At 64.8% G+C, this 18,934-nt stretch carries 16 protein-coding genes; 5 read left to right on the top strand and 11 right to left on the bottom strand.

Annotation, left to right across the window (positions count from 1 at the left end; translation table 11 throughout):
* Nucleotides 1-11: 11 nt before the first annotated feature.
* The 8 genes from ACODSO_RS00875 to ACODSO_RS00840 form a co-directional block, all read right to left on the bottom strand.
* Entirely contained in the window at nucleotides 12-1,292 is a 1,281-nt protein-coding gene (locus ACODSO_RS00875; protein WP_489034322.1) for an MDR family MFS transporter, read from the bottom strand.
* A 34-nt stretch (nucleotides 1,293-1,326) separates the two neighbouring features.
* On the bottom strand, nucleotides 1,327-3,090 hold the full coding sequence (locus ACODSO_RS00870; RefSeq protein ID WP_489034321.1) for an ABC transporter permease subunit: 1,764 nt from the start codon (nucleotides 3,088-3,090) through the stop codon (nucleotides 1,327-1,329).
* Nucleotides 3,091-3,095: 5 nt separating this feature from the next.
* Nucleotides 3,096-4,592, bottom strand: coding sequence for an ABC transporter substrate-binding protein (locus ACODSO_RS00865; protein ID WP_489034320.1), 1,497 nt, complete (start codon nucleotides 4,590-4,592; stop codon nucleotides 3,096-3,098).
* A gap of 14 nt (nucleotides 4,593-4,606) precedes the next feature.
* Nucleotides 4,607-5,368: an ABC transporter ATP-binding protein gene (locus ACODSO_RS00860; RefSeq protein WP_489034319.1), complete on the bottom strand. Its 762-nt coding sequence runs from the start codon at nucleotides 5,366-5,368 to the stop codon at nucleotides 4,607-4,609.
* The gene (locus ACODSO_RS00855) at nucleotides 5,365-6,120 is read right to left on the bottom strand and encodes an ATP-binding cassette domain-containing protein (RefSeq protein ID WP_489034318.1); all 756 of its coding nucleotides are present in this window, start codon (nucleotides 6,118-6,120) and stop codon (nucleotides 5,365-5,367) included. Before ACODSO_RS00855 ends, ACODSO_RS00860 begins: the two co-directional genes overlap by 4 nt.
* A 150-nt stretch (nucleotides 6,121-6,270) precedes the next feature.
* The gene (locus tag ACODSO_RS00850) at nucleotides 6,271-6,996 is read right to left on the bottom strand and encodes a TIGR03943 family putative permease subunit (RefSeq protein ID WP_489034316.1); all 726 of its coding nucleotides are present in this window, start codon (nucleotides 6,994-6,996) and stop codon (nucleotides 6,271-6,273) included.
* On the bottom strand, nucleotides 6,993-7,988 hold the full coding sequence (locus ACODSO_RS00845; RefSeq protein WP_489034738.1) for a permease: 996 nt from the start codon (nucleotides 7,986-7,988) through the stop codon (nucleotides 6,993-6,995). The genes ACODSO_RS00850 and ACODSO_RS00845 overlap by 4 nt, the downstream gene beginning before the upstream one ends.
* Nucleotides 7,989-8,045: 57 nt before the next feature.
* Entirely contained in the window at nucleotides 8,046-9,206 is a 1,161-nt protein-coding gene (locus ACODSO_RS00840) for a macrolide family glycosyltransferase (RefSeq protein WP_489034314.1), read from the bottom strand.
* Between the two features lie 192 nt (nucleotides 9,207-9,398).
* Here ACODSO_RS00840 and ACODSO_RS00835 point away from each other — a divergent pair, with 192 nt between their 5' ends.
* The 5 genes from ACODSO_RS00835 (at nucleotide 9,399) to ACODSO_RS00815 (ending at nucleotide 16,933) form a co-directional block, all read left to right on the top strand.
* Nucleotides 9,399-9,986, top strand: coding sequence for a GNAT family N-acetyltransferase (locus ACODSO_RS00835; protein ID WP_489034313.1), 588 nt, complete (start codon nucleotides 9,399-9,401; stop codon nucleotides 9,984-9,986).
* Nucleotides 9,987-10,042: 56 nt separating this feature from the next.
* Entirely contained in the window at nucleotides 10,043-12,418 is a 2,376-nt protein-coding gene (locus tag ACODSO_RS00830; RefSeq protein WP_489034311.1) for a lysylphosphatidylglycerol synthase transmembrane domain-containing protein, read from the top strand.
* Nucleotides 12,419-12,420: 2 nt separating this feature from the next.
* On the top strand, nucleotides 12,421-13,500 hold the full coding sequence (locus ACODSO_RS00825) for a DNA alkylation repair protein (RefSeq protein WP_489034309.1): 1,080 nt from the start codon (nucleotides 12,421-12,423) through the stop codon (nucleotides 13,498-13,500).
* 21 nt (nucleotides 13,501-13,521) lie between these two features.
* A complete protein-coding gene (argG, locus tag ACODSO_RS00820; RefSeq protein WP_489034307.1) occupies nucleotides 13,522-14,940 on the top strand; it encodes an argininosuccinate synthase in 1,419 nt (472 codons plus the stop codon).
* Between the two features lie 172 nt (nucleotides 14,941-15,112).
* On the top strand, nucleotides 15,113-16,933 hold the full coding sequence (locus tag ACODSO_RS00815) for an EAL domain-containing protein (RefSeq protein WP_489034306.1): 1,821 nt from the start codon (nucleotides 15,113-15,115) through the stop codon (nucleotides 16,931-16,933).
* 58 nt (nucleotides 16,934-16,991) lie between these two features.
* On the opposite strand, the gene ACODSO_RS00810 is transcribed toward ACODSO_RS00815, so the two are convergent.
* The 3 genes from ACODSO_RS00810 to ACODSO_RS00800 all read right to left on the bottom strand — a co-directional run bounded on the left by ACODSO_RS00810 (nucleotide 16,992) and on the right by ACODSO_RS00800 (nucleotide 18,888).
* The gene (locus ACODSO_RS00810; RefSeq protein WP_489034304.1) at nucleotides 16,992-17,285 is read right to left on the bottom strand and encodes a putative quinol monooxygenase; all 294 of its coding nucleotides are present in this window, start codon (nucleotides 17,283-17,285) and stop codon (nucleotides 16,992-16,994) included.
* A 73-nt stretch (nucleotides 17,286-17,358) separates the two neighbouring features.
* On the bottom strand, nucleotides 17,359-18,183 hold the full coding sequence (locus ACODSO_RS00805) for a spermidine synthase (RefSeq protein ID WP_489034302.1): 825 nt from the start codon (nucleotides 18,181-18,183) through the stop codon (nucleotides 17,359-17,361).
* Between the two features lie 30 nt (nucleotides 18,184-18,213).
* A complete protein-coding gene (locus tag ACODSO_RS00800; protein ID WP_489034300.1) occupies nucleotides 18,214-18,888 on the bottom strand; it encodes a TetR/AcrR family transcriptional regulator in 675 nt (224 codons plus the stop codon).
* Nucleotides 18,889-18,934 lie beyond the last annotated feature (46 nt).

Raw genomic sequence — 18,934 nt, 5'->3', positions numbered from 1 at the left:
GCCCGACGCCTTCAATTCGTCCCGTACGACGGTGTTTTGGCCAGCACGACGCGCAGTCCGACCACACTGGCGACGGGAAAGGCCGATGCCACCAGCCAAGGGATCGCGGCGCCCCAGCCCGTGTCGGGTGCAGCATCGATGACCGCACCCAGGGCGACCGATCCGACGAGGACGCCGATTCCGCCGAGAGAGGCCATGAATCCGTAGTACGAGCCCAGTCGTTGCTCGGCGGCCAACTGCGGCACGAGGTCGCGCGCTTGCGGCATCGCAATCATCTGGCCGAGGGCGAGGAGTAGGACGAACACGGCCGCAGGTAGGAGGCCGACCACACCGTTCAGTTGCAGCGGCGACGCCACAGCAACCACCACGAACGAAAGCGCCATGAATGCGAATCCCACGGGGAGAACCACCCGAGGCGAGAGGTTCCCGACCAGTCTGGTGATCGGCAGCTGCGTCGTCACGACGAACACCGCGGAGACGGCGAAGAACCAGCCAAGTACCGTCTGCGACCCCCACGCACGTTCGACCTCGAGCGGAAGCAGAAGGTACAGCTGGTTGTAGGCGACCAGCTGTGCGCTCATCGCGATCGCGAACAGCACGAACACTCGGTTGCGTATGACATCGGACCACCCCGACAGCCAGGGTTCGTCACGGTGCTCGCCCGGTTCGTTCGGTAGCCACCGAACGTGGGCGGCAATGATCACGACGAAGATCCCGGCCGCCACCAGGCAGGCAATTCGAAAGTCGGCCAGCAGCAACAGAGATCCGACGAGTGGGCCCGTGAAGGATCCGATCTGACTGCATACCGAAAGCAACGCGAACGTCTCGACCCGTCGAGGTCCGCCGTCACGTTCGCTCTTGCCTGCCTCGATGGCCACCGCCGATTCGACCGCTGGGGAGAACAGGGCAGCAGCCAATCCGACGAGGACTGTCGCGGCCAGCACGCCTGCCAGGGAGTCGAACGCGGCAAGGCCCACGAAGCCGATCACACGCAACACGCATCCGACGAGCACGACCGGCTTGATGCCCCAGCGGTCGGCGAGTGTCCCACCGACGAAGAACAATCCCTGCTGGGAAAACGTTCGGATACCTAGTACGACGCCGACCAGCGCGGCCCCGAGTCCGAGATCGCTCGTCAGGTGCACCGACAGGTACGGCAGAACCATGAAGAAGCCGACGTTGAACGTCAGCTGTGTCAGGACCAGCAGCCTGATCGTGGGCGTCGCGCGCTGCAGGTTGTCGAGAAACGACCACCGCCACCGTCTTCTGTCCGAGTCGGTACCCGCGGTCACGCTGTTCTCCACATCCAGTCCAACAGTTCGAGCGTCAAATCGACGCCGACGCTACAGGAACCGCTGCGTCGTCCACGGTCCGGCGGGTGCGCCCGGACGTGGCGCTGGCGAGGGATACAGCCAGCACGGCCAGAGCGATGAGCGACGCAAGCGGTGCGAGCACGACCCACGGCGCTCGCTCGACGCCTGCGACACCGTCGGAGAGGATCAGACCCCAGTCGGGGGTGGGCGGCTGCGGTCCGAGCCCGAGAAACCCGAGCGCCGCCAGAGCCAGTGCCACGCCAGGTAGACGCAGCATCGCGTGCCGCACAATGGTGGGCAGAACGCTCGGCACGATGGATCCGAAAAGGATCCTTGCCTCACTGGCTCCCAGTGTCGGAAGGATCGCGATATATGGACGCGACCGAGCCTCCTCCACCAGCGCGGCAGTATGAGCGGCAAGCGGAGCCCACGTCACGATCAACACGGCCACAGCGGCGCCCCCGGCACTGGGACCCCAGATCGCCGCGATCAGGATGCCCGTCACTACTGGCGGAGCGGCGTTGGTGACCTCGACGAGTCCACGGGAGACCCTGGGGATCAACCCGAACAGCACCCCGATGACGAAGCTGCCGAGGGTGACGGCCAGCGAGAGTCCGACCGTCGAGATCGCGCCCTCGGACACGCGTGCGAGCAGGTCGCGGCCCGAAGCGTCCGTCCCGAAGGGAAATTCAGCCGACGGCGACGCGAACTTCTCGCGTGTCGAGTAGTACGCGTCGCGGGGGAATCCGACGACGACCACGACCAGCAGCACCGCGGCTGCCACGATCGGGGTGATCCAGCGGCGAGGTGATGGCGCGAACACCCCGGACGGGATCGGCATGGATCCGCCGCGGAGGGCGCTGCCGAGCATCGCCCTTCTGATCAGTTCGGCGGTGATACCCAGAACCGCGCTGACCGCCAGCAGCAACAGCACGTCGATCTGCAAAGCAGGCAGGTCCTGCGACTGTGCATCGCCGAGCGTCGTTCTACCCAATCCTGGTATAGCGAAGACCTTTTCGACAGCGACCGCGCCACCGGTCATGGCGACCATCACGAGACCGATCTGCGACGCGAGGCCAGGTAATGCACGCCGCAATACTGCCCCGGCGATCCTCCGCCTGGAGAAGCCGGCCACCGTCCACGTCGTCACCCACCCCTCGGTGAAGGTGACGGCGACGGCATCGGCGAGAAGCCGTCCGATCAGACCGCCGGCCGGCAGACCGAGCGCGAGCGCGGGCAGCACCACGTATTCGGGCCCGTTCCAGCCGTATGCCGGGAACGACAGCCACACGGCGCCGACGATGACAAGTACCGAGGCCAACAGGAATTCGGGCATCGAGGTCATCGCCGCAGCACCGGCGCCACTGGTTCGACGGGGGGTGCCGCGGAGTCCGGCGCGCAGCGTCGGCAGGACGATGAGCGAGGCCACGACCAGCGCGACAATCATGGCGCACGCCATCAACGTCAGCGAGACGCCGAGCGCGTCGACCGCACCGGGGAGAACAGGTCTGCCGGTATTCCATGATGTGCCGGGGTCTCCCTGCACGATGCCCGTGAACCAGTCCCAGAACATACGCAGAGGACCGACGTCGAGGCCGAGATCCCGGCGGATCGCGTCCAGTGCTTCCTCGGTCGCCTCCTGCTCGGCCGACCGCGCCCGCAGAATGCTCAGTGCGGGATCGCGATCGGACAGCCACGGCAACATCCCGAGGAGGAGGACGACACCGAGGACGGTGACGACTCGCGATGCCGTGACGATCCACGCGCCTGTTCTCACGTCGTTTATTCGAACGTGGTCTGGCTGGTGATCAGAGTGCGCTCGCGTGGGTCGCGCGCAGCATCGACGGTCCGCGCGGACTCACCCTGGATGACGCGTTCGTGCAGCATCGGGATCGCTGCGTCCTTTTCGAGGATGAGCCGTTCCGCTTCGAGAATCGCAGCGCGGCGGTCGGCGCCTGGGTCGGTTGCCGACGCGGCAGCCAAGGCTGCGTCGACCTGCGGGTCGCAGAACTGCGAGATGTTGAACGAACCCTCACACGCGAAGTCGGAGTACATGTACGACACCGGGTCACCGGAGTCGAGGACTGTCGCGCGGGAGAGGATGAAGGCGTCGAAACGACCTTCGAGAGCGTCTGTTTCGATGAACTGGTACTCGCGTACTACCTGCTCGACGACGAAGCCCTTGGCTTCGAGCGCCTGTTGCAGTAGCACTGCGACCTCGGGAAGCTCGGCGCGGTCGGTGAACGTGGCGAGGGTGATCCGCTTCCCGTTGGCGTCGCCCGCCGGAGCCTCGGTACGCTCCGGACGATCGGCTGCCCACGGAAGTGCAGGTCCGAGCAAGCCGTTGGCGGCATCGGCGCGGCCCTCGTAGACCTGCTCGACCAGGCGGTTCTTGTCGATGGATTCACGGGCTGCGGCGCGCATGGCGGGATCGGCGAAGACGCCGTTCGCAGTATTCAGATAGAGCGTGTTGGTGCGCGGCATCGGCACCTCGTGCACGAGTTCTTGGTCGACGAGCGCTGCCTGGCCCACCGGGATTGCCTCCACGACATCGGCGGTGCCGTTGCGCAGCGACGCGGCGCGTGCGGTGCCGTCGGGCACGAAGTCGACGTCGAAGCCCGCGAGCTTCGCCTTCTCGCCCCAGTAGTTATCGTTGCGATCCAGAGCGGCACTGGAGGTACCGTCGACGCTGGTGAGCACGAACGGTCCGGTGCCGTTGCCGATCGGACTCACGGGTCCGCCTCCCTCGTACGCTACCGGCGCGAGGATGGCCAGCTGCGGGCTCGACAGTCGCTGCGGCAAGAGTGGGTCGACCAATTCGGTGGTGACAGTGACGGTGTCACTGTCCTTGGCATCAACCGTCATCTCGACACCGTCGAGGATGCGAGGCTTGGGGGCGGCCTGACTCGCCGCCGTCAGAGCGGTGACCACCGCGTCCGCGTCGAGGGATGCACCGTTGTGGAACGTCACGTCCGGGCGAATGTCGAAGCTCCACGTGAAATCGTCGGTGCGCTCCCAATCGGTGGCGAGACCCGGTTGTGCCTCACCCAAGTCGTCGAGGGTGATCAGCGTCTCGGCGGTCGACCAGCGGGAGAGTTTGAACGCATCGTCGCTGAACTGCGAGAGGCCGGAGCGAGGCGGCTGCAGCATCGCCAATCGGGCGCGCTCCCCGCTGGCATCGTCATTGCTGGCAGGCGAGGAAAAGCAACTCGTGAGTGCGAGTACACCCACGGCGCCGACTGCGCCGAGTCGTGCAGCGCGGATCGTTCTGAGGGACATGTGTTCTCCTGTGACTAGATTGATCGCAAGCGGGGCACTGCGTCGAGCAATGCGCGGGTATGCCGATGGGAGGGATTGGTGAGAATTACTGCGATGGTGCCGGATTCGACAATCGAGCCGTCGCACATCACCAAGATGTCGCTACACAACCGCGCAGCGACCGACAGGTCGTGGGACACCACGAGCAGCGCCGTCGATGTTCGTGTGGACAGCTCGCTCAGAACGTGGAGGACTTGCTCGCGTAGGTCCAGGTCGAGCCCGCTCACAGGCTCGTCGGCCAGCAGGTATTCGGGCTTGCACGCCACTGCACGAGCGATGGCCACGCGCTGGTTCTGACCACCCGACAGCTCCGAGGGTCGGCGCTGGAGAAATCGTTCGTTCAAACCCACTGCGGCGAGGGCATTTCGAGCGAGCGCGAGATGGTCGCCCTTGGAGCCGAGGAGCCGCAGTGGTGTCGCGACGAGGTCGACGACGCTCTTCCTGGGGTCGAGCGAGGTGGCCGGGTCCTGCGGGATGTACTGCACGCGTTGGCGAAACCACCGAAGTGAGCGCGCCGATCCTGGGACAACGGGGGTGCCGTCGAGCGTGACAGTGCCCGAATCCGGCCGGTGCAGCGCCAGAAGCGATTTCAGTAGCGTGGTCTTTCCCGAACCCGATTCCCCCACAAGAGCCATGCGCGCGCCGGGAGTGATGTCGAGATCGACGCCGCCCAGGGCAGTGTGGATCTTGCCGTGCCGATAGTAGTGCCGGGTCAGACCGGACGCCACCAGGCTCATCGACTGAGTCCTTCGGATAACGCGCGCAGCGGGTCTGCGGCGTGAGCGCGGGCTACAAGTCCTTTCGTCAGTTCGGCCGTTGGACGCTTTACGATATCGGCGGTCGCGCCCTGTTCTACGATGCGTCCGCGTTCCATGACGATCAGCCGATCACACAGCTGCGATGCGACCGCTACATCATGGGTGATGAAGAGCATGGCGACGTCGACTGCCTTCAGGGCGTCGAGCACCCGTGCCTGCGTGACGACGTCGAGGGCTGTGGTCGGCTCGTCGGCGACCAGAAGCGGACTGCGGCACGCAATGGCCAGCGCGATACAGACGCGTTGACGTTGCCCACCCGACAGCTCGAGTGGGTGCGAGCCGAGTATGCGGTCGGGCTCGCGGAACCCGACTTGCTCGAGTAGATCCGCTACGTCGGACTTCGACGCCCGAGCGGGCGCGCTGAGCTGCGCGCCGACAGTAACCATCGGATTCATCGCTGTCGCGGAGTCCTGAAACACCATGGCAGGTCGGGCGGCGCGGTGTCGGCGCGGCGTTGCAATTCCCGCGACATCGTGTCCGTCGAGGCTGATGACGCCGGTAGAGGTGATGCCCGGAGGCAAATACCCGATGATCGCGGACGCGGTCAGCGACTTGCCCGAGCCCGACGCACCGAGAAGACCGACGCGCTGACCGGCGGCGATCTCGAACGAGACTTCGTCGACAATGCGGGTACGGCCCGCGTCGACGCATAACTGATCGACGACGAGCAAGGGTGTCTCCCTGACTTGGTGGTGCGACGCTTAATGGCAGTGATTTCGACAATCGTTGTCGAAAGAACTGTAAAGGGGATGGTTTGTGAACACAAATCGCCGCCGTGGCGCCGGTGGCAGTGCACCGCCCGCGCTGACGAGCAGTCTGTCTCAATACGCGTACGTGTTGGCCGGCGCCGAGATGCGCACTGCGTTCGTGACCGTGAGGGTTGGTGTGTAGTTGGTTTCGGCGTCGGCTGACCCGGGCAGAACCACCCCGGTGACCGAGAGCCAGCTCCCTTCCGGGATGGCGTCGAGAGCGCCGCCGACATTCCCGTCGAGGTGGACCCGGATGGTGCGGGCGTCGGCGGCGCAACATGTGATCAGCACCTGGGCCAAGTCGACGTCACCATTGTCAGTAGTCGCGACCACGAAGCCGGTGGTGGTGATCTCGCGGCCATCGAGACTGCCGGTCGAATCGCGGGCTGCCCGTCCGATGACGTCGAGCAGCGATAGTTCCGGTGCGGCGACGTCCGGGAGCGGTGGAAACGCAGACTTTTCCGGCGCGGACATTGTGTGCGGCACCGTCGATGATCCAACCGATGAAACCCCGAGAGCGGGCGGCGCCACGAACAGGATCACCGCTGCCGGCACCAAGAGCATCCAGTAGGGCCTCGTGCTGTGCCGATGCCCGTCTGCGTGGCCGTCGTCGGCCTGTCCGCGACGCACGTCAGCGGCGATCGCGGCCACCGCCAAGACGACGATGACCAGGGCCGAGGCCAACAGATACGGCAGAAGTCCAGGTTTGACGTAGCGAACGTAGCTGCCGTCGGCGGCGATCTTGATCAGCGTCCCGCCGACCAGTAGCAGCAGAACGTTGGCGGTTTCGCGGTTCACCGGAAACCACCGAGCACGAGATAGCCTGCAGCACAGGCGCACACGATTGCTACGACGAAGGTGAGCGGGGCAAACCGGGCCGCGAAGCCCCGGCCGAAACTGCCCGCTTGCATGGCGATGAGCTTGACGTCCACTGCTGGCCCGACCACCAGAAACACCAGTCGCGGCAGCAACGGCAGCATCGAGATGCTTGCTGCCACGAAAGCGTCGGCCTCCGAGCACAACGCCAGAACCACTGCCAGAAGCGCCATGACGAGGATCGCGAGGAGCATCTGCCCGGCGAGGTGTTCATAGACCCACGTCGGCACCAATACGTGCAGCATCGCCGCGGCGGCAGCCCCGAGGACCAGATACGACCCGGCCTGTAACAGATCGTGACGAGCGGATTCAGTGAAGACCGTCCATCGGGAGCCGCCCGGGTCGGAATCGTGGTTGCTCAGCCGGGCGGTGATCCACTCGGTCCGCCCGAACCGGGACCAGAGCAACCCCATGATCCATGCAGTCGCGAGCGAGCCCACCAACCGAGCCACGACCATCCTCGGCTCACCCGGAAAGGCGACGGCGGTGGAGACCAGAACAACCGGGTTGATCGCCGGAGCGGACAGAAGGAACGTGACCGCCACCGCGCTCGGTGCACCCTGATCCATCAGTCGCCGCGCAACCGGCACTGCCCCACATTCACACCCAGGCAGAGCGGCCCCCGCCAGCCCAGCCACACCGACCGCTACCGATTCGCGCTGGGGCAGCACTGCGCGCAGCACCCGCGGGGACACGAATGCCGCGATCGCCCCGCTGATCAGAACACCGAGCACCAGAAACGGTGTCGCCTGCACGAACACCCCGGTGAAGACGGTTGCGGCGGTCTGCAGCGTCGGACTGGAGTTGACCAGGTCGACCAACGACTGCTGAAACAACATCGCCGCCACCAACACTGCCCCGAACAGGTGCATCGACGTGAATCGACGTCGGATGACAGCAGGCACGCAGACCATCATGCCTGCCATCAGAATGATGGTGCACCGAGGCGGCCTACCGGTCCCGGGTAGTCGTCAGCGACTGGCCTCCACTGCATCCGCGGCTGTTGCGATGCCGCCGTTACCGCGAACCGCAGCGCCCACCTCGGCGAGGCGCGCCCTGATGTCGGGGGAGTCCGCGACCTTCTCGACCGCGGCACGCAGCACGTCGACCGTGACATCCTCGAACTTCAACTGAACACCGACGCCGAGTTCCTCGAGTAACGCTGCATTGCCGAGTTGGTCGACGGCCTGTGGGATCGCGACGGTCGGAACCTCGAACCACAGCGCCTCCGTGCACCCGCCCATCCCCGCATGCGTCACGAATGCGGCCGCGGTATCGAGCACCGCCAGTTGCGGAACCCGCGGGTGAATCTCGATGTTCGACGGCACATCACCGAGAACAGCCGGGTCTATCCGGTCACCGATGGAGATCACGACGTGCCAGTCGGAGCCGATGTATGCCTCGATGCAGGTGCGATAGAAGTCGGGGCGCTCGTTGAATCCGGTTCCGAACGACACGTAGAGAACACGCGCACCTGATGCAGGCGCAGTCCAACCACGCTCGCTGAGCCGCGCCGGGTCGAGGCACGGCCCGACGAAACGCACTCGATCCGGCACTCTGTCCGCGTTCGGCTGCATCGCTCGCGGAATCAGCGACAGCACATGCTCGGGATGCGAGATCCAATTCCAAGGATCGCCATCGATGCCGTTGTCGGAGAGCCAGTTCGAATAGGCCGCGTGGTAGGCCTGTCCAGAATCGGACTCGTGGAGAGGACCCAGAACCTCGGCGAGATCCTCCTCGTACCCGTCCCACGCGACCATCGCGGGCGAGAGCTGCACCGCCTTCACACCGTAGCGTCGCCCTAGCACGGGTGCGGCCAACCCGCCGATGTCGTACAGCAGCAGATCAGGTCGGTCACCGTCGTAGAAATCGGTGAGGACATCGAACGACGAGATGGCCTCGTCGAGAAAGACACGCATGGCCTCAGCGGGATCGTCGGGCCAATTGTCCTCTCCCTGAGGGAGAATCGAATCGAACCGCACTACCTCGACACCTGCGGGATCGACCAGGTGCGCCAGCACGTCACCGACGGCGTAGCTCACCCGGTGCCCGCGCCGCACCAGCTCGGCGATCAGACCGAGTGACGGGTAGATGTGACTCGGAGCCATCGTGCCGATCATCGCGATGTGCATGGCCCGACGCTAGCTCGGACCCACACCCAGCGCCAACAGAATTACTCAGGCCTCGTTCGCGATCAAGTCGAGCAGACCAGGGAATCGTTCGCTCAAAGCCGTGACTGCGATCGCCGTCGTATTGCTCATGCGAGCGGACGACAGAGCGCACGGCCCTGCTGTAGCGGGCCAACACGACGTATCGTCGGCAACGTGACCTTTCTGCAGCCGGTGACCCTGTCCAATGACGTCGTGACGCTGGAACCGCTGAGCCACGACCACCTCGAGGGATTGTGCGACGCCGCCCGCGACGGCGAGCTGTGGAACCTTTGGTACACCTTCGTACCTCGCCCCGAGGACATGGCCGCCGAGATCGACCGTCGACTCGGCCTTCTGCACGCGCAATCGATGTTGCCGTTCACCGTTCGACGAAACGACACCGGGCAGATCATCGGGATGACGACCTACATGAACGCAGATGCGGGACACCGTCGCGTCGAGATCGGATCGACCTGGAACGCGACATCGGCGCATCGCAGCGGCACCAATACGGCCAGCAAGCTACTGTTGCTGACCCACGCGTTCGAGCAGTTACAGTGCATTGCAGTCGAATTCCGGACGCACTGGATGAACATGCAGTCCCGGACGGCTATTGCGCATCTCGGTGCGAAACAGGATGGGATCCTGCGCAATCACCAACGCATGCCCGACGGTTCCCTGCGTGACACCGTCGTGTTCTCCATCATCGAATCCGAGTGGCCCGCGGTACGGAACGAGTTGAACAGGCGCCTGAACCGGTAGGTTGACCCTTGCGCGTCGATCGGCGCAAGTAGGAACAACCGAAAGAACGACACATCATGCGAGTCGACGGGCGAGACATTCCGGTCACGGGCCGTCTGCTGCAGCCGCTCGTTCGACGCACGAGCGACATTCTGCGTGTCGTGTCGTCCGCGCTCCTCCTCACAGCCGTCATCGCTGGTTCGCTCGTCACGCGCAACCAGTGGGATGCGCTCGAGACCTCGGTCTCGAACATCGTCGGGGTACTCAGCCCGGACCAGTCCAATCTCGTCTACCTCCTGTACGGCATAGCCATACTTGCTCTGCCGTTCGGAATCCTCATCGGGCTGATCGCGGGGCGTCAATGGAAGCTGCTGGCGGGCTACGCTGCCGCCGGCCTCATTGCAGGTCTCGCCCTGTCGATCACCGGAACCGGCATCTCGACGCCCGCATGGCACCTCGATGTGCCGGACCGACTCGACACATTCCTATCTCAGTTCCTCGACGATTCCCGTTGGATCGCGATGCTCGCCGCCGTGCTCACGGTCTCCGGGCCCTGGCTACCTGCCCGCTGGCGCCGCGTGTGGTGGTTCCTCCTGCTGGCGTTCGTTCCGATCCACCTGTTCGTCAGTACCGTCGTCCCTGCTCGATCGCTGCTCGGACTGTCGGTGGGCTGGTGTGTCGGCGCGCTGATCGTGCTCGTCGTCGGCACCCCGGCACTGGAGGTCCCGCTCGACGCTGCCGTGCGGCTGCTGGCCAAGCGCGGCCACACCGTCACCTCGTTCCACGTACTGAAACCCGCGGGCCCAGGTCCGCTGGTGCTGTCCGCGAAGGCCGAGGGGCCCGAGCCCGAGGTCATCGTCGAGATGTACGGACAGAACCAACGCAGCGGCGGCGCTCTACGCCAGGTGTGGCGGTGGCTCTCGTTCCGCAACAGCGAAAGTGCCCCGCTGCATGCGTCGATGCGCCGAGCCGTCGAGCATCGGGCGTTGATGGGTATCGCGATAGGTGACCTCGGCGTCGCGAGCAGCAAACCACTCGCGGTGTCCGCGCTGGACCGAGGATGGGCCCTGTTCGCCCACACCGCGCCACGTGGAATACCGGTCGACGAATCGTCACCGGACACGCTGGCCACCAGCATCTGGACTGGGCTTCAGACGCTGCACGGCTACCAGATCTCCCACGGTGATCTCCGCAGCGCCGAATTGCGGAACGACGGCGGTAAGGCCCTGTTCGGCGGTTTCTCCAACGCCGAACTCGGTGCTTCGGACGCCCAGATGCAATCGGACGTAGCACAGCTGTTGCTCTCCACTTCGGCGCTGTTCGGCAAGGAACGCGCGGTCCGCATCGCGATCGACACCCTCGGCGAGGACACCGTGATCACCGCTGCCGGACGACTGACCCCGACGGCGATTCCGACGCGTGTGCTGGCGTCGGTGCCCGACGGCAAGGTCGTCATGAGGGCGGTACGCGAGGAGGTCGTGACACAGACCGGCACCGAGAAGATCGAGATCGAACAGGTCACCCGATTCACCCGCAACCAGATCATTCAGCTGGTGCTGCTGATCGCTCTCGTCTACGTGGCCTACCCGTTCATCAGTGCGGTGCCGACATTCGTGACGGAACTGCAGACCGCCAACTGGTGGTGGGCGCTCCTCGGTCTCGCGGTATCGGCTTTGACCTACATCGGCGCTGCTGCTGCGTTGTGGGCATGCGCATCAGGTCTGGTGAGTTTCCGCAATCTGACGATCATGCAGGTGGCCAACACGTTTGCCGCGACGACGACGCCCGCCGGGGTCGGCGGCCTTGCGCTCAGTGTCCGCTTCCTGCAGAAGGGCGGCCTCGGTGCCGTACGTGCGACAGCCGCGGTAGCGCTGCAACAGTCGGTCCAGGTGATCACCCATCTGGGCCTGTTGATCTTCTTCTCCATCGTGGCGGGCACATCGGCAGATCTCGGCCATTTCGTACCCGACCCGACGGTGCTGTATCTGATCGCGGGTGTCGCCCTCGGCATCGTCGGAGCATTCATGTTCGTGCCGACGCTTCGGCACTGGTTGCGCAACGCCGTGCGACCTCAACTCAAAGAAGTCTTCGCTGAGCTCGGTGATCTCGCAAAAGACCCCAGACGATCCGCGATCATCGTTCTCGGCTGCGCGGCAACCACTCTCGGCGCTGCACTCGCGCTGTGGGCAAGCATAGAAGCATTCGGCGGCGGCACCACGTTCGTCACGGTCACCGTCGTCACGATGATCGGCGGAACGCTCGCAGCCGCAGCTCCGACCCCGGGCGGCGTCGGAGCCGTCGAAGCCGCTTTGATCGGCGGACTCGCCGCGTTCGGTCTGCCCGCGAGCATCGCGGTGCCGTCGGTCCTGCTCTACCGCGTACTCACCTGCTGGCTGCCGGTGTTCTGTGGATGGCCCATTCTGCGCTGGCTCACCGAGAAGGACATGGTCTGACGGTGCCCACTGCGGATGAACTCCTCGGCCCCTCCGTCGTCGACGACCTGGTTGCGTGCTTCGGCGGCCACCTGCCCGAGACTGCTGCTACCACTGCAGAGTTCACGGGTCTGAGCCTGAGCGATCGAACCCGACTGGTCCGCGATGCACTCCTGCGCGAGCTTCCGCCGACGTACGCGCCGTTCGAGAAGAAGATTCGGACGGCACTGCGTAAGAAGAGTTTCACCGGCTGGATGATCTGGCCCGTCAGCGAAGCCCTTGCAGTGCGGGCCACATCCCACGGGACCGCCGAATTCGATTCGGGGCTCTCGCTTCTCGCCGAGTTGACCCCGCGCTTGACCGGCGAGTTCGCAATCCGTACCTTCCTGGACGCAGACTTGGATCGCACCCTCCGCACTGCACTCACATGGACGACGCACGAGGACGAGCACGTCCGCAGGCTCGCGTCCGAGGGCACCCGCCCGTTCCTGCCGTGGGCCAGACGGGTCTCGGCTCTCACCGCTCGCCCCGATGCCACCACCGACATCCTCGATGCCCTCTACCGTGACGAGTCCGAGTACGTACGCCGATCCGTCGCCAATCACCTCAACGATCTGAGCCGAACCGACCCGGGGCACGTCGTCGAACAGGCCCGGAAATGGTCGGCGGCGCCGGACTCGAACACGCCGAAGCTCGTCAGGCATGCCTTGCGGACGTTGATCAAGAACGGTGACCAGGGCGCCCTGTCGTTGCTCGGTTTCGCCGCACCTGTCGGCGTCGTCGCCTCGACGCCGACGCTGACTCCGCAGCGGGTGACGATGGGCGGGAGCACGACGTTCACGTTCGAACTCGCCAACACCACCGCATCGCCGCTGGCCGTCGCGGTCGACTACGTGATCCACCACGTCCGCGCCAACGGCAGCCGAAGCCCGAAGGTGTTCAAGCTGACGACGAGGACACTCGAGCCGGGCGCACGGGAGACCCTTACGCGTACACATTCGTTCCGGCCCATCACAACTCGACGCTACTACCCGGGTGAGCACGCCCTGGAGATACAGGTGAACGGCGCAAGGCTCGCGGACACCGTTTTCTTCCTGGAGTAACCGAGCGGATACCATGCTCGCGTGACGAAGGTACTGCATGAACTTCCCGTCGGTGAACGCATCGGCATCGCATTCTCCGGCGGTCTCGACACCTCCGTCGCGGTGGCGTGGATGCGCGAACGCGGCGCTGTCCCGTACGCCTACACCGCAGACATCGGACAGTACGACGAACCGGACCTCTCCGACGTGCCCGAGCGTGGACGCGCCTACGGCGCTGAGCAGGCACGCCTCGTCGACTGCCGCGGTCCCCTGGTGGAGGAAGGCCTGGCCGCACTGACGTGCGGCGCCTTCCATATCCGGTCTTCGGGCCAGACCTACTTCAACACCACTCCGCTCGGCCGCGCGGTCACCGGCACGCTGCTGGTCCGCGCGATGCAGGAAGACGGCGTCTCCATCTGGGGCGACGGCTCCACCTACAAGGGCAACGACATCGAGCGGTTCTACCGCTACGGCCTCCTCGCCAACCCCGAACTGCGGATCTACAAGCCGTGGTTGGACAAGGCATTCGTCACCGAGCTCGGCGGGCGTCACGAGATGTCCGTGTGGCTGGCCGAGCACGACCTGCCATACCGCGACTCCGCCGAAAAGGCGTACTCCACCGATGCCAACATCTGGGGTGCAACCCACGAGGCAAAAAGCCTCGAATACCTCGACACGTCACTCGAGATCGTCAATCCGATCATGGGAGTCCGGTTCTGGGATCCCGCAGTCGAGATCGAGACCGAGGACGTCACCGTCGAGTTCGAGCGCGGACGGCCGGTCGCCATCAATGGCACGACGTTCGACAGTGCCGTCGACCTGGTCATGGAGGCCAACGCGATCGGCGGACGTCACGGGCTCGGGATGTCGGATCAGATCGAGAATCGCATTATCGAGGCCAAGAGCCGCGGCATCTACGAAGCTCCTGCGATGGCGTTACTACACATCACCTACGAGCGACTCCTCAACGCCATTCACAACGAGGACACCGTCGCGATGTACCACAACGAGGGTCGTCGACTCGGGCGTCTGCTGTACGAGGGCCGCTGGTTCGACCCGCAGGCACTGATGCTGCGCGAAAGCCTGCAACGCTGGGTAGGCAACGTCGTGACCGGCAGCGTGACGGTACGGCTGCGGCGCGGTCAGGACTTCACCATCGTCGACACCACGGGCCCGTACTTGAGCTACCACCCCGAGAAGTTGTCGATGGAACGCAGCCAGGATCAAGCGTTCTTCCCCGGAGACCGCATCGGACAGCTGACCATGCGCAACCTCGACATCGCCGATTCCCGCAGCAAGCTCGAGCAGTACGCGGCCCAACAACAGCTCACCGCGTGGGGCGATCTCATCGGCGATCTTCCTCCTGGAGGCGCGGCAGCGATCGCGGCAAGCAGTGCAGAAGGCGCGCAGATCAACTCCGACGCGTTGGATCACGCAGCCATCGAGTCGGGCACGGACTAGGCGTCGGGTTCGGTCCCACTGCACCGAAAGCACAGTTCGGTCGATCTTTCCGCTGGTAGGGTCACCGCAAGGTTCCGTGGGACCGGGCCGGTGCCCACGGAACGAGTGATCCACACGTGCTGCAGTGATGTCAACGGGTAGACACGCGCGTTGCACGTAGAGAGGTTCCGGTGTGGGGGAGGACCTAGCGTCGACCAGTACCACGCCGATCGATGGTCGCCGCCCCGCTCCCATCGAATCCAATCCGTACGGCGTCAACACCTTCGACATCGGAAGGGCGGGCGCGCTCGCTCCCGAGAGCGAACTGCGGGGCCGCGTGATCATCGGCCTGCTGACACTGGCCTTCGGCGTCTCAGGACTCCTGATGATTCCGTCCGGACAGTTGGGCACGATCGAATCCGTTCTGGTCGGGCTCGCGGCGGCGTCGACGATTCCGGTTGGGTTGCTGTGGTTCTTCAGGCCGTGGCCGAATCGACTGCTCGCGACTCTGTACGTGCTGTGGGCGGATATCGGAATCGTCTTCGTGCTGGCATTGTTCGACTCCAGCTTCGAAGCTATGCCTGGCTGCGCCATGCTCTCGATAGTGGCTGTCTTCGCGATCGTGTCCACATCGCCGAAAGTGCTGACCGCCCATCTGCTCCTGTCCGTGATCACGCTACTGACTCTGGCTGCGATAGCCATGCAATCGGGTGTCGACCCGTGGTCGGTCGCTTCCCGCGCGGTCACTATCGGTTCGTTGTTCGTCACGCCGTTCGCGCTGCGCCCGTATCTCCGCTACCTCCGCGAACGGGCACGGGGTGCCCTCCGCGATCCGCTGACAGGACTGTGGAATCGTCGAGGGCTGTTCGACATGGTCGAACAGCTCAATCGGCTCGGCGCCGGACTCCGACCGGAAGCACGCGCCATCGGAGTCGTTGTCATCGATATCGATGCATTCAAAATGATCAACGACCGGTACGGGCACCCGACGGGCGACGCGGTGCTCGTCGAAGTGGCCGAACGCCTGATGCACGCAGGTTCCGAAAACTCAGTGGTCTCCCGCCTCGGCGGTGACGAGTTCGTCTGTGTTCACCTCGGAACACAATCCGAGGTGAGCGATGCGGAGCTCAGAATTCGCCGCGCTCTCGAGGAATCGTTCACCGGCCCACCCGTCTCTACCAGCGCCGGTTCGGCCGGGGACACGATGATCCGGGGAGACAGCACCGGTGCGCTCCTGCGCCGGCTCATCGCGGTCGCCGATATCGACCTGTACCGCAACAAGACTCCGCAGCACGATGTAAACCCGAGGTACGGGACAGATCCGCTCGTCGTTCGGGACCGAATCCAAGCGCTGCTCGACGGCGGCGGTCCTAGCGTGGCGTTCCAACCGATCTGTGACACATTCACCTCCGAAGTGGTCGGCTACGAGGCACTTTCGCGATTCCCGTTCGGTCACGGATCGCCGATGATCTGGTTTCGTGACGCCACCCGAGCCGGTGTCGGGCCCCAACTCGAACTCGCTGCGATCGACGTTGCCCTCGCTGCCATGCACACGTTGCCGGCCTCGGCATTCGTGTCGATCAACGCATCCGCCGAAACCATCCGTTCGACGGATCTGATGACGCGGCTCTCACCGCACCTCGCGACACGAATCCTCTACCTCGAGATCACCGAACACGAACGTGTCGACGACTATCGATCCGTCGCACGCTCCGTCGAATCGATGCGCGGCGCCGGTGTCAAGATCTCCGTCGACGACGTCGGCGCCGGGTTCGCCGGTCTGCGTCAAGTCGTCGAACTCAGACCGGACACGCTGAAGATCGACTACACGCTCGTGCACGGAATCGACAAGGATCCGGCGCGCCGGGCTGCAGCAGCTGCCCTTGCGGCATTCGCGCGCGAAATCGGCTCGACGCTCATCATGGAGGGCGTCGAGACCGAGGCCGAACTGCGCGTCGCGGCCGAACTGGGATTCGACATGGTGCAGGGTTTCTACACGGGCAGGCCCGCGTAGAAACCCTGCAGAAGTCAGTCCCTGTCACACATCAGGCACTGTCACACATCAGGCACTGTCACACGTCGGACACGGTGAACTTGCTCAGGACCGGGGCACCGGCGAGGAGTGGGCCGAGCTCGGTGACCTTTCCTTCTCCCGCGCGGAACTCACGGTACTTCGCGTCCGCTTCGGCGGATTCCCAACGCTCGTAAGCGATCCAACGCGTCTCGTCGTCGGCATCGACGAGCACGTCGACTCCCTGGCAGCCACCGAACGCCCGGGTGTCGGCGAGGACTTTGGCGAGTACCACCGTGGCCTCGTCGAGCATGTCGGGCTTGAACTTCAAATCGAGCATAGCGATGAGCGCCATTGTTCGTATCCTTCTGCAACATTCGCGAGCGGGCGTTGACCCTTCCACCCTATGCGCGACACGGCTGTGGGGATCAAGTATCTCGTAGGGGTTTCGCATCTCGCGAAAAAGTGCGTACCCGCTCGTCCGACCACACCTGCGCCGGCACACCGCCGCCGAGCAGTTCACGAGCAAGTGCAGGATCCTCGCCCAGGGGCACATCACTGCCCGCGATGACGACGTTGCCGTAGCGTCGCCCCTTGAGCATCGCCGGATCCGCGATGATCGTCAGGTGCGGAAAGACGCTGCCGATCGCGGCTGCCTCACGCTTCGCCAGCGTCAGATCGCGGGTGTCACCACAATTGACGACGTAAATGCCGCCCGGTGCGAGAACCCGTCGGACGTGCTCGGCGAATTCGAGTGTCAGCAACGGCCCGGGAGTGAGCGCTCCGGCGAAGACATCGCGAACGACGAGATCACGGCTGTCCTCCGTCAGCGTCTCGGTGACGGCACGCGCTTCTCCCACCCGGATCCGAAGCAACGGCGCTCGGGGCAGGTCGAACCACTCACGAACGAGTTGCGCCAGCGCGCCGTCCAATTCGACGACCACCTGTCTGGCGTCGGGGTACACGGAAGCGAAATAGCGGGCGAGAGTGCAGGCGCCACCGCCGAGGTGCAACGCCCGCAACCGTGGACCCGGAAACTCGTGATGCCGTACGAGTCCCGCCATCCAGCGCATGTACTCGAAGTCGAGTTGGGTCGGATCGTCGACGTCGATGTGCGAGCTCGGGACACCGTTGACCTCGATGATCCACCCGTCGGCGGTCAACGTGTCGCGAACGAGCGCACAGGTGCCGGTGTCGATCTCGTAGACACCCGCAATGGGGCCGATGGGCTGCTTCTGGGTCTTCTTAGCCATCGATCGACAGGTCCAAGGCGAGTATCGCGGTCACCACGCAAGTATGCGCTTCGAGAACTCCACCGCCGCGGAGTGCAACGCGTCCACCGACCCGGACCACCCGAGGACCCGCACGGCCGCCTCGGCGACCACGCGGGCATAGTCCGCAGTGGGCGAGGTACGACCACTTTCGGCGTCGGCCCGCCCGTTGACGACTGTCTCCACCAATCGAAACGGCAGATCCTCCGTACCCGGGATAGCGGTAGCCGTCCCGACGTCGAGCACTTCTGCGGCGATCGAGGCATACAGGTCCATCAGTGCGTGGCGGTGTTCCCGGAAGGTCTCGAACCGCTCGTTGCGCAGCTCCGGCAGTAGATAGAGCGCCCCAAGGTTCCACGTGGATCGTCCCAGCTGACCGGCGTCGAACAGAGCGAGCGCGTACATCTTCACCTCAGGCGGTGCATCCGAGGCGCGGATAGCCTGCGCGACGGCCAACGGCTGATCGACGGTCCCGCTCAGCAGCGCGTCGAGCAGTTCGTCCTTGTTGGCGAAGTGGTGATACAGCGATGCCTGACGCATTCCGACCGCCTCGGCGATCATCCGCGTCGAGGTATTGGTGAACCCGCGGGTGGTGAATAGCTCCGCCGCAGCGTCGAGGATTTCCTCGCGAGCCGTCTCTCCCGGCCGCTTCTTCGTACTGAGCCTCGGTCGGCCTGCGGTCGTCATGGTGTCCATCCTGGCATCGAACAGCCGCCGGTGAAGTTTCTGTCAC

Source organism: Rhodococcus sp. FG69 (genome assembly GCF_057808915.1).
This window is presented reverse-complemented; position numbering and strand designations above follow the sequence as displayed.

Coding starts and splice junctions, on each gene's coding strand:
- ACODSO_RS00865 (WP_489034320.1), bottom strand. CDS start 4,592: ATGTCCCTCAGAACGATCCGCGCTGCACGACTCGGCGCAGTCGGCGCC.
- ACODSO_RS00860 (WP_489034319.1), bottom strand. CDS start 5,368: ATGAGCCTGGTGGCGTCCGGTCTGACCCGGCACTACTATCGGCACGGC.
- ACODSO_RS00845 (WP_489034738.1), bottom strand. CDS start 7,988: ATGGTCTGCGTGCCTGCTGTCATCCGACGTCGATTCACGTCGATGCAC.
- ACODSO_RS00840 (WP_489034314.1), bottom strand. CDS start 9,206: ATGCACATCGCGATGATCGGCACGATGGCTCCGAGTCACATCTACCCG.
- ACODSO_RS00830 (WP_489034311.1), top strand. CDS start 10,043: ATGCGAGTCGACGGGCGAGACATTCCGGTCACGGGCCGTCTGCTGCAG.
- ACODSO_RS00810 (WP_489034304.1), bottom strand. CDS start 17,285: ATGGCGCTCATCGCTATGCTCGATTTGAAGTTCAAGCCCGACATGCTC.
- ACODSO_RS00805 (WP_489034302.1), bottom strand. CDS start 18,183: ATGGCTAAGAAGACCCAGAAGCAGCCCATCGGCCCCATTGCGGGTGTC.
- ACODSO_RS00800 (WP_489034300.1), bottom strand. CDS start 18,888: ATGACGACCGCAGGCCGACCGAGGCTCAGTACGAAGAAGCGGCCGGGA.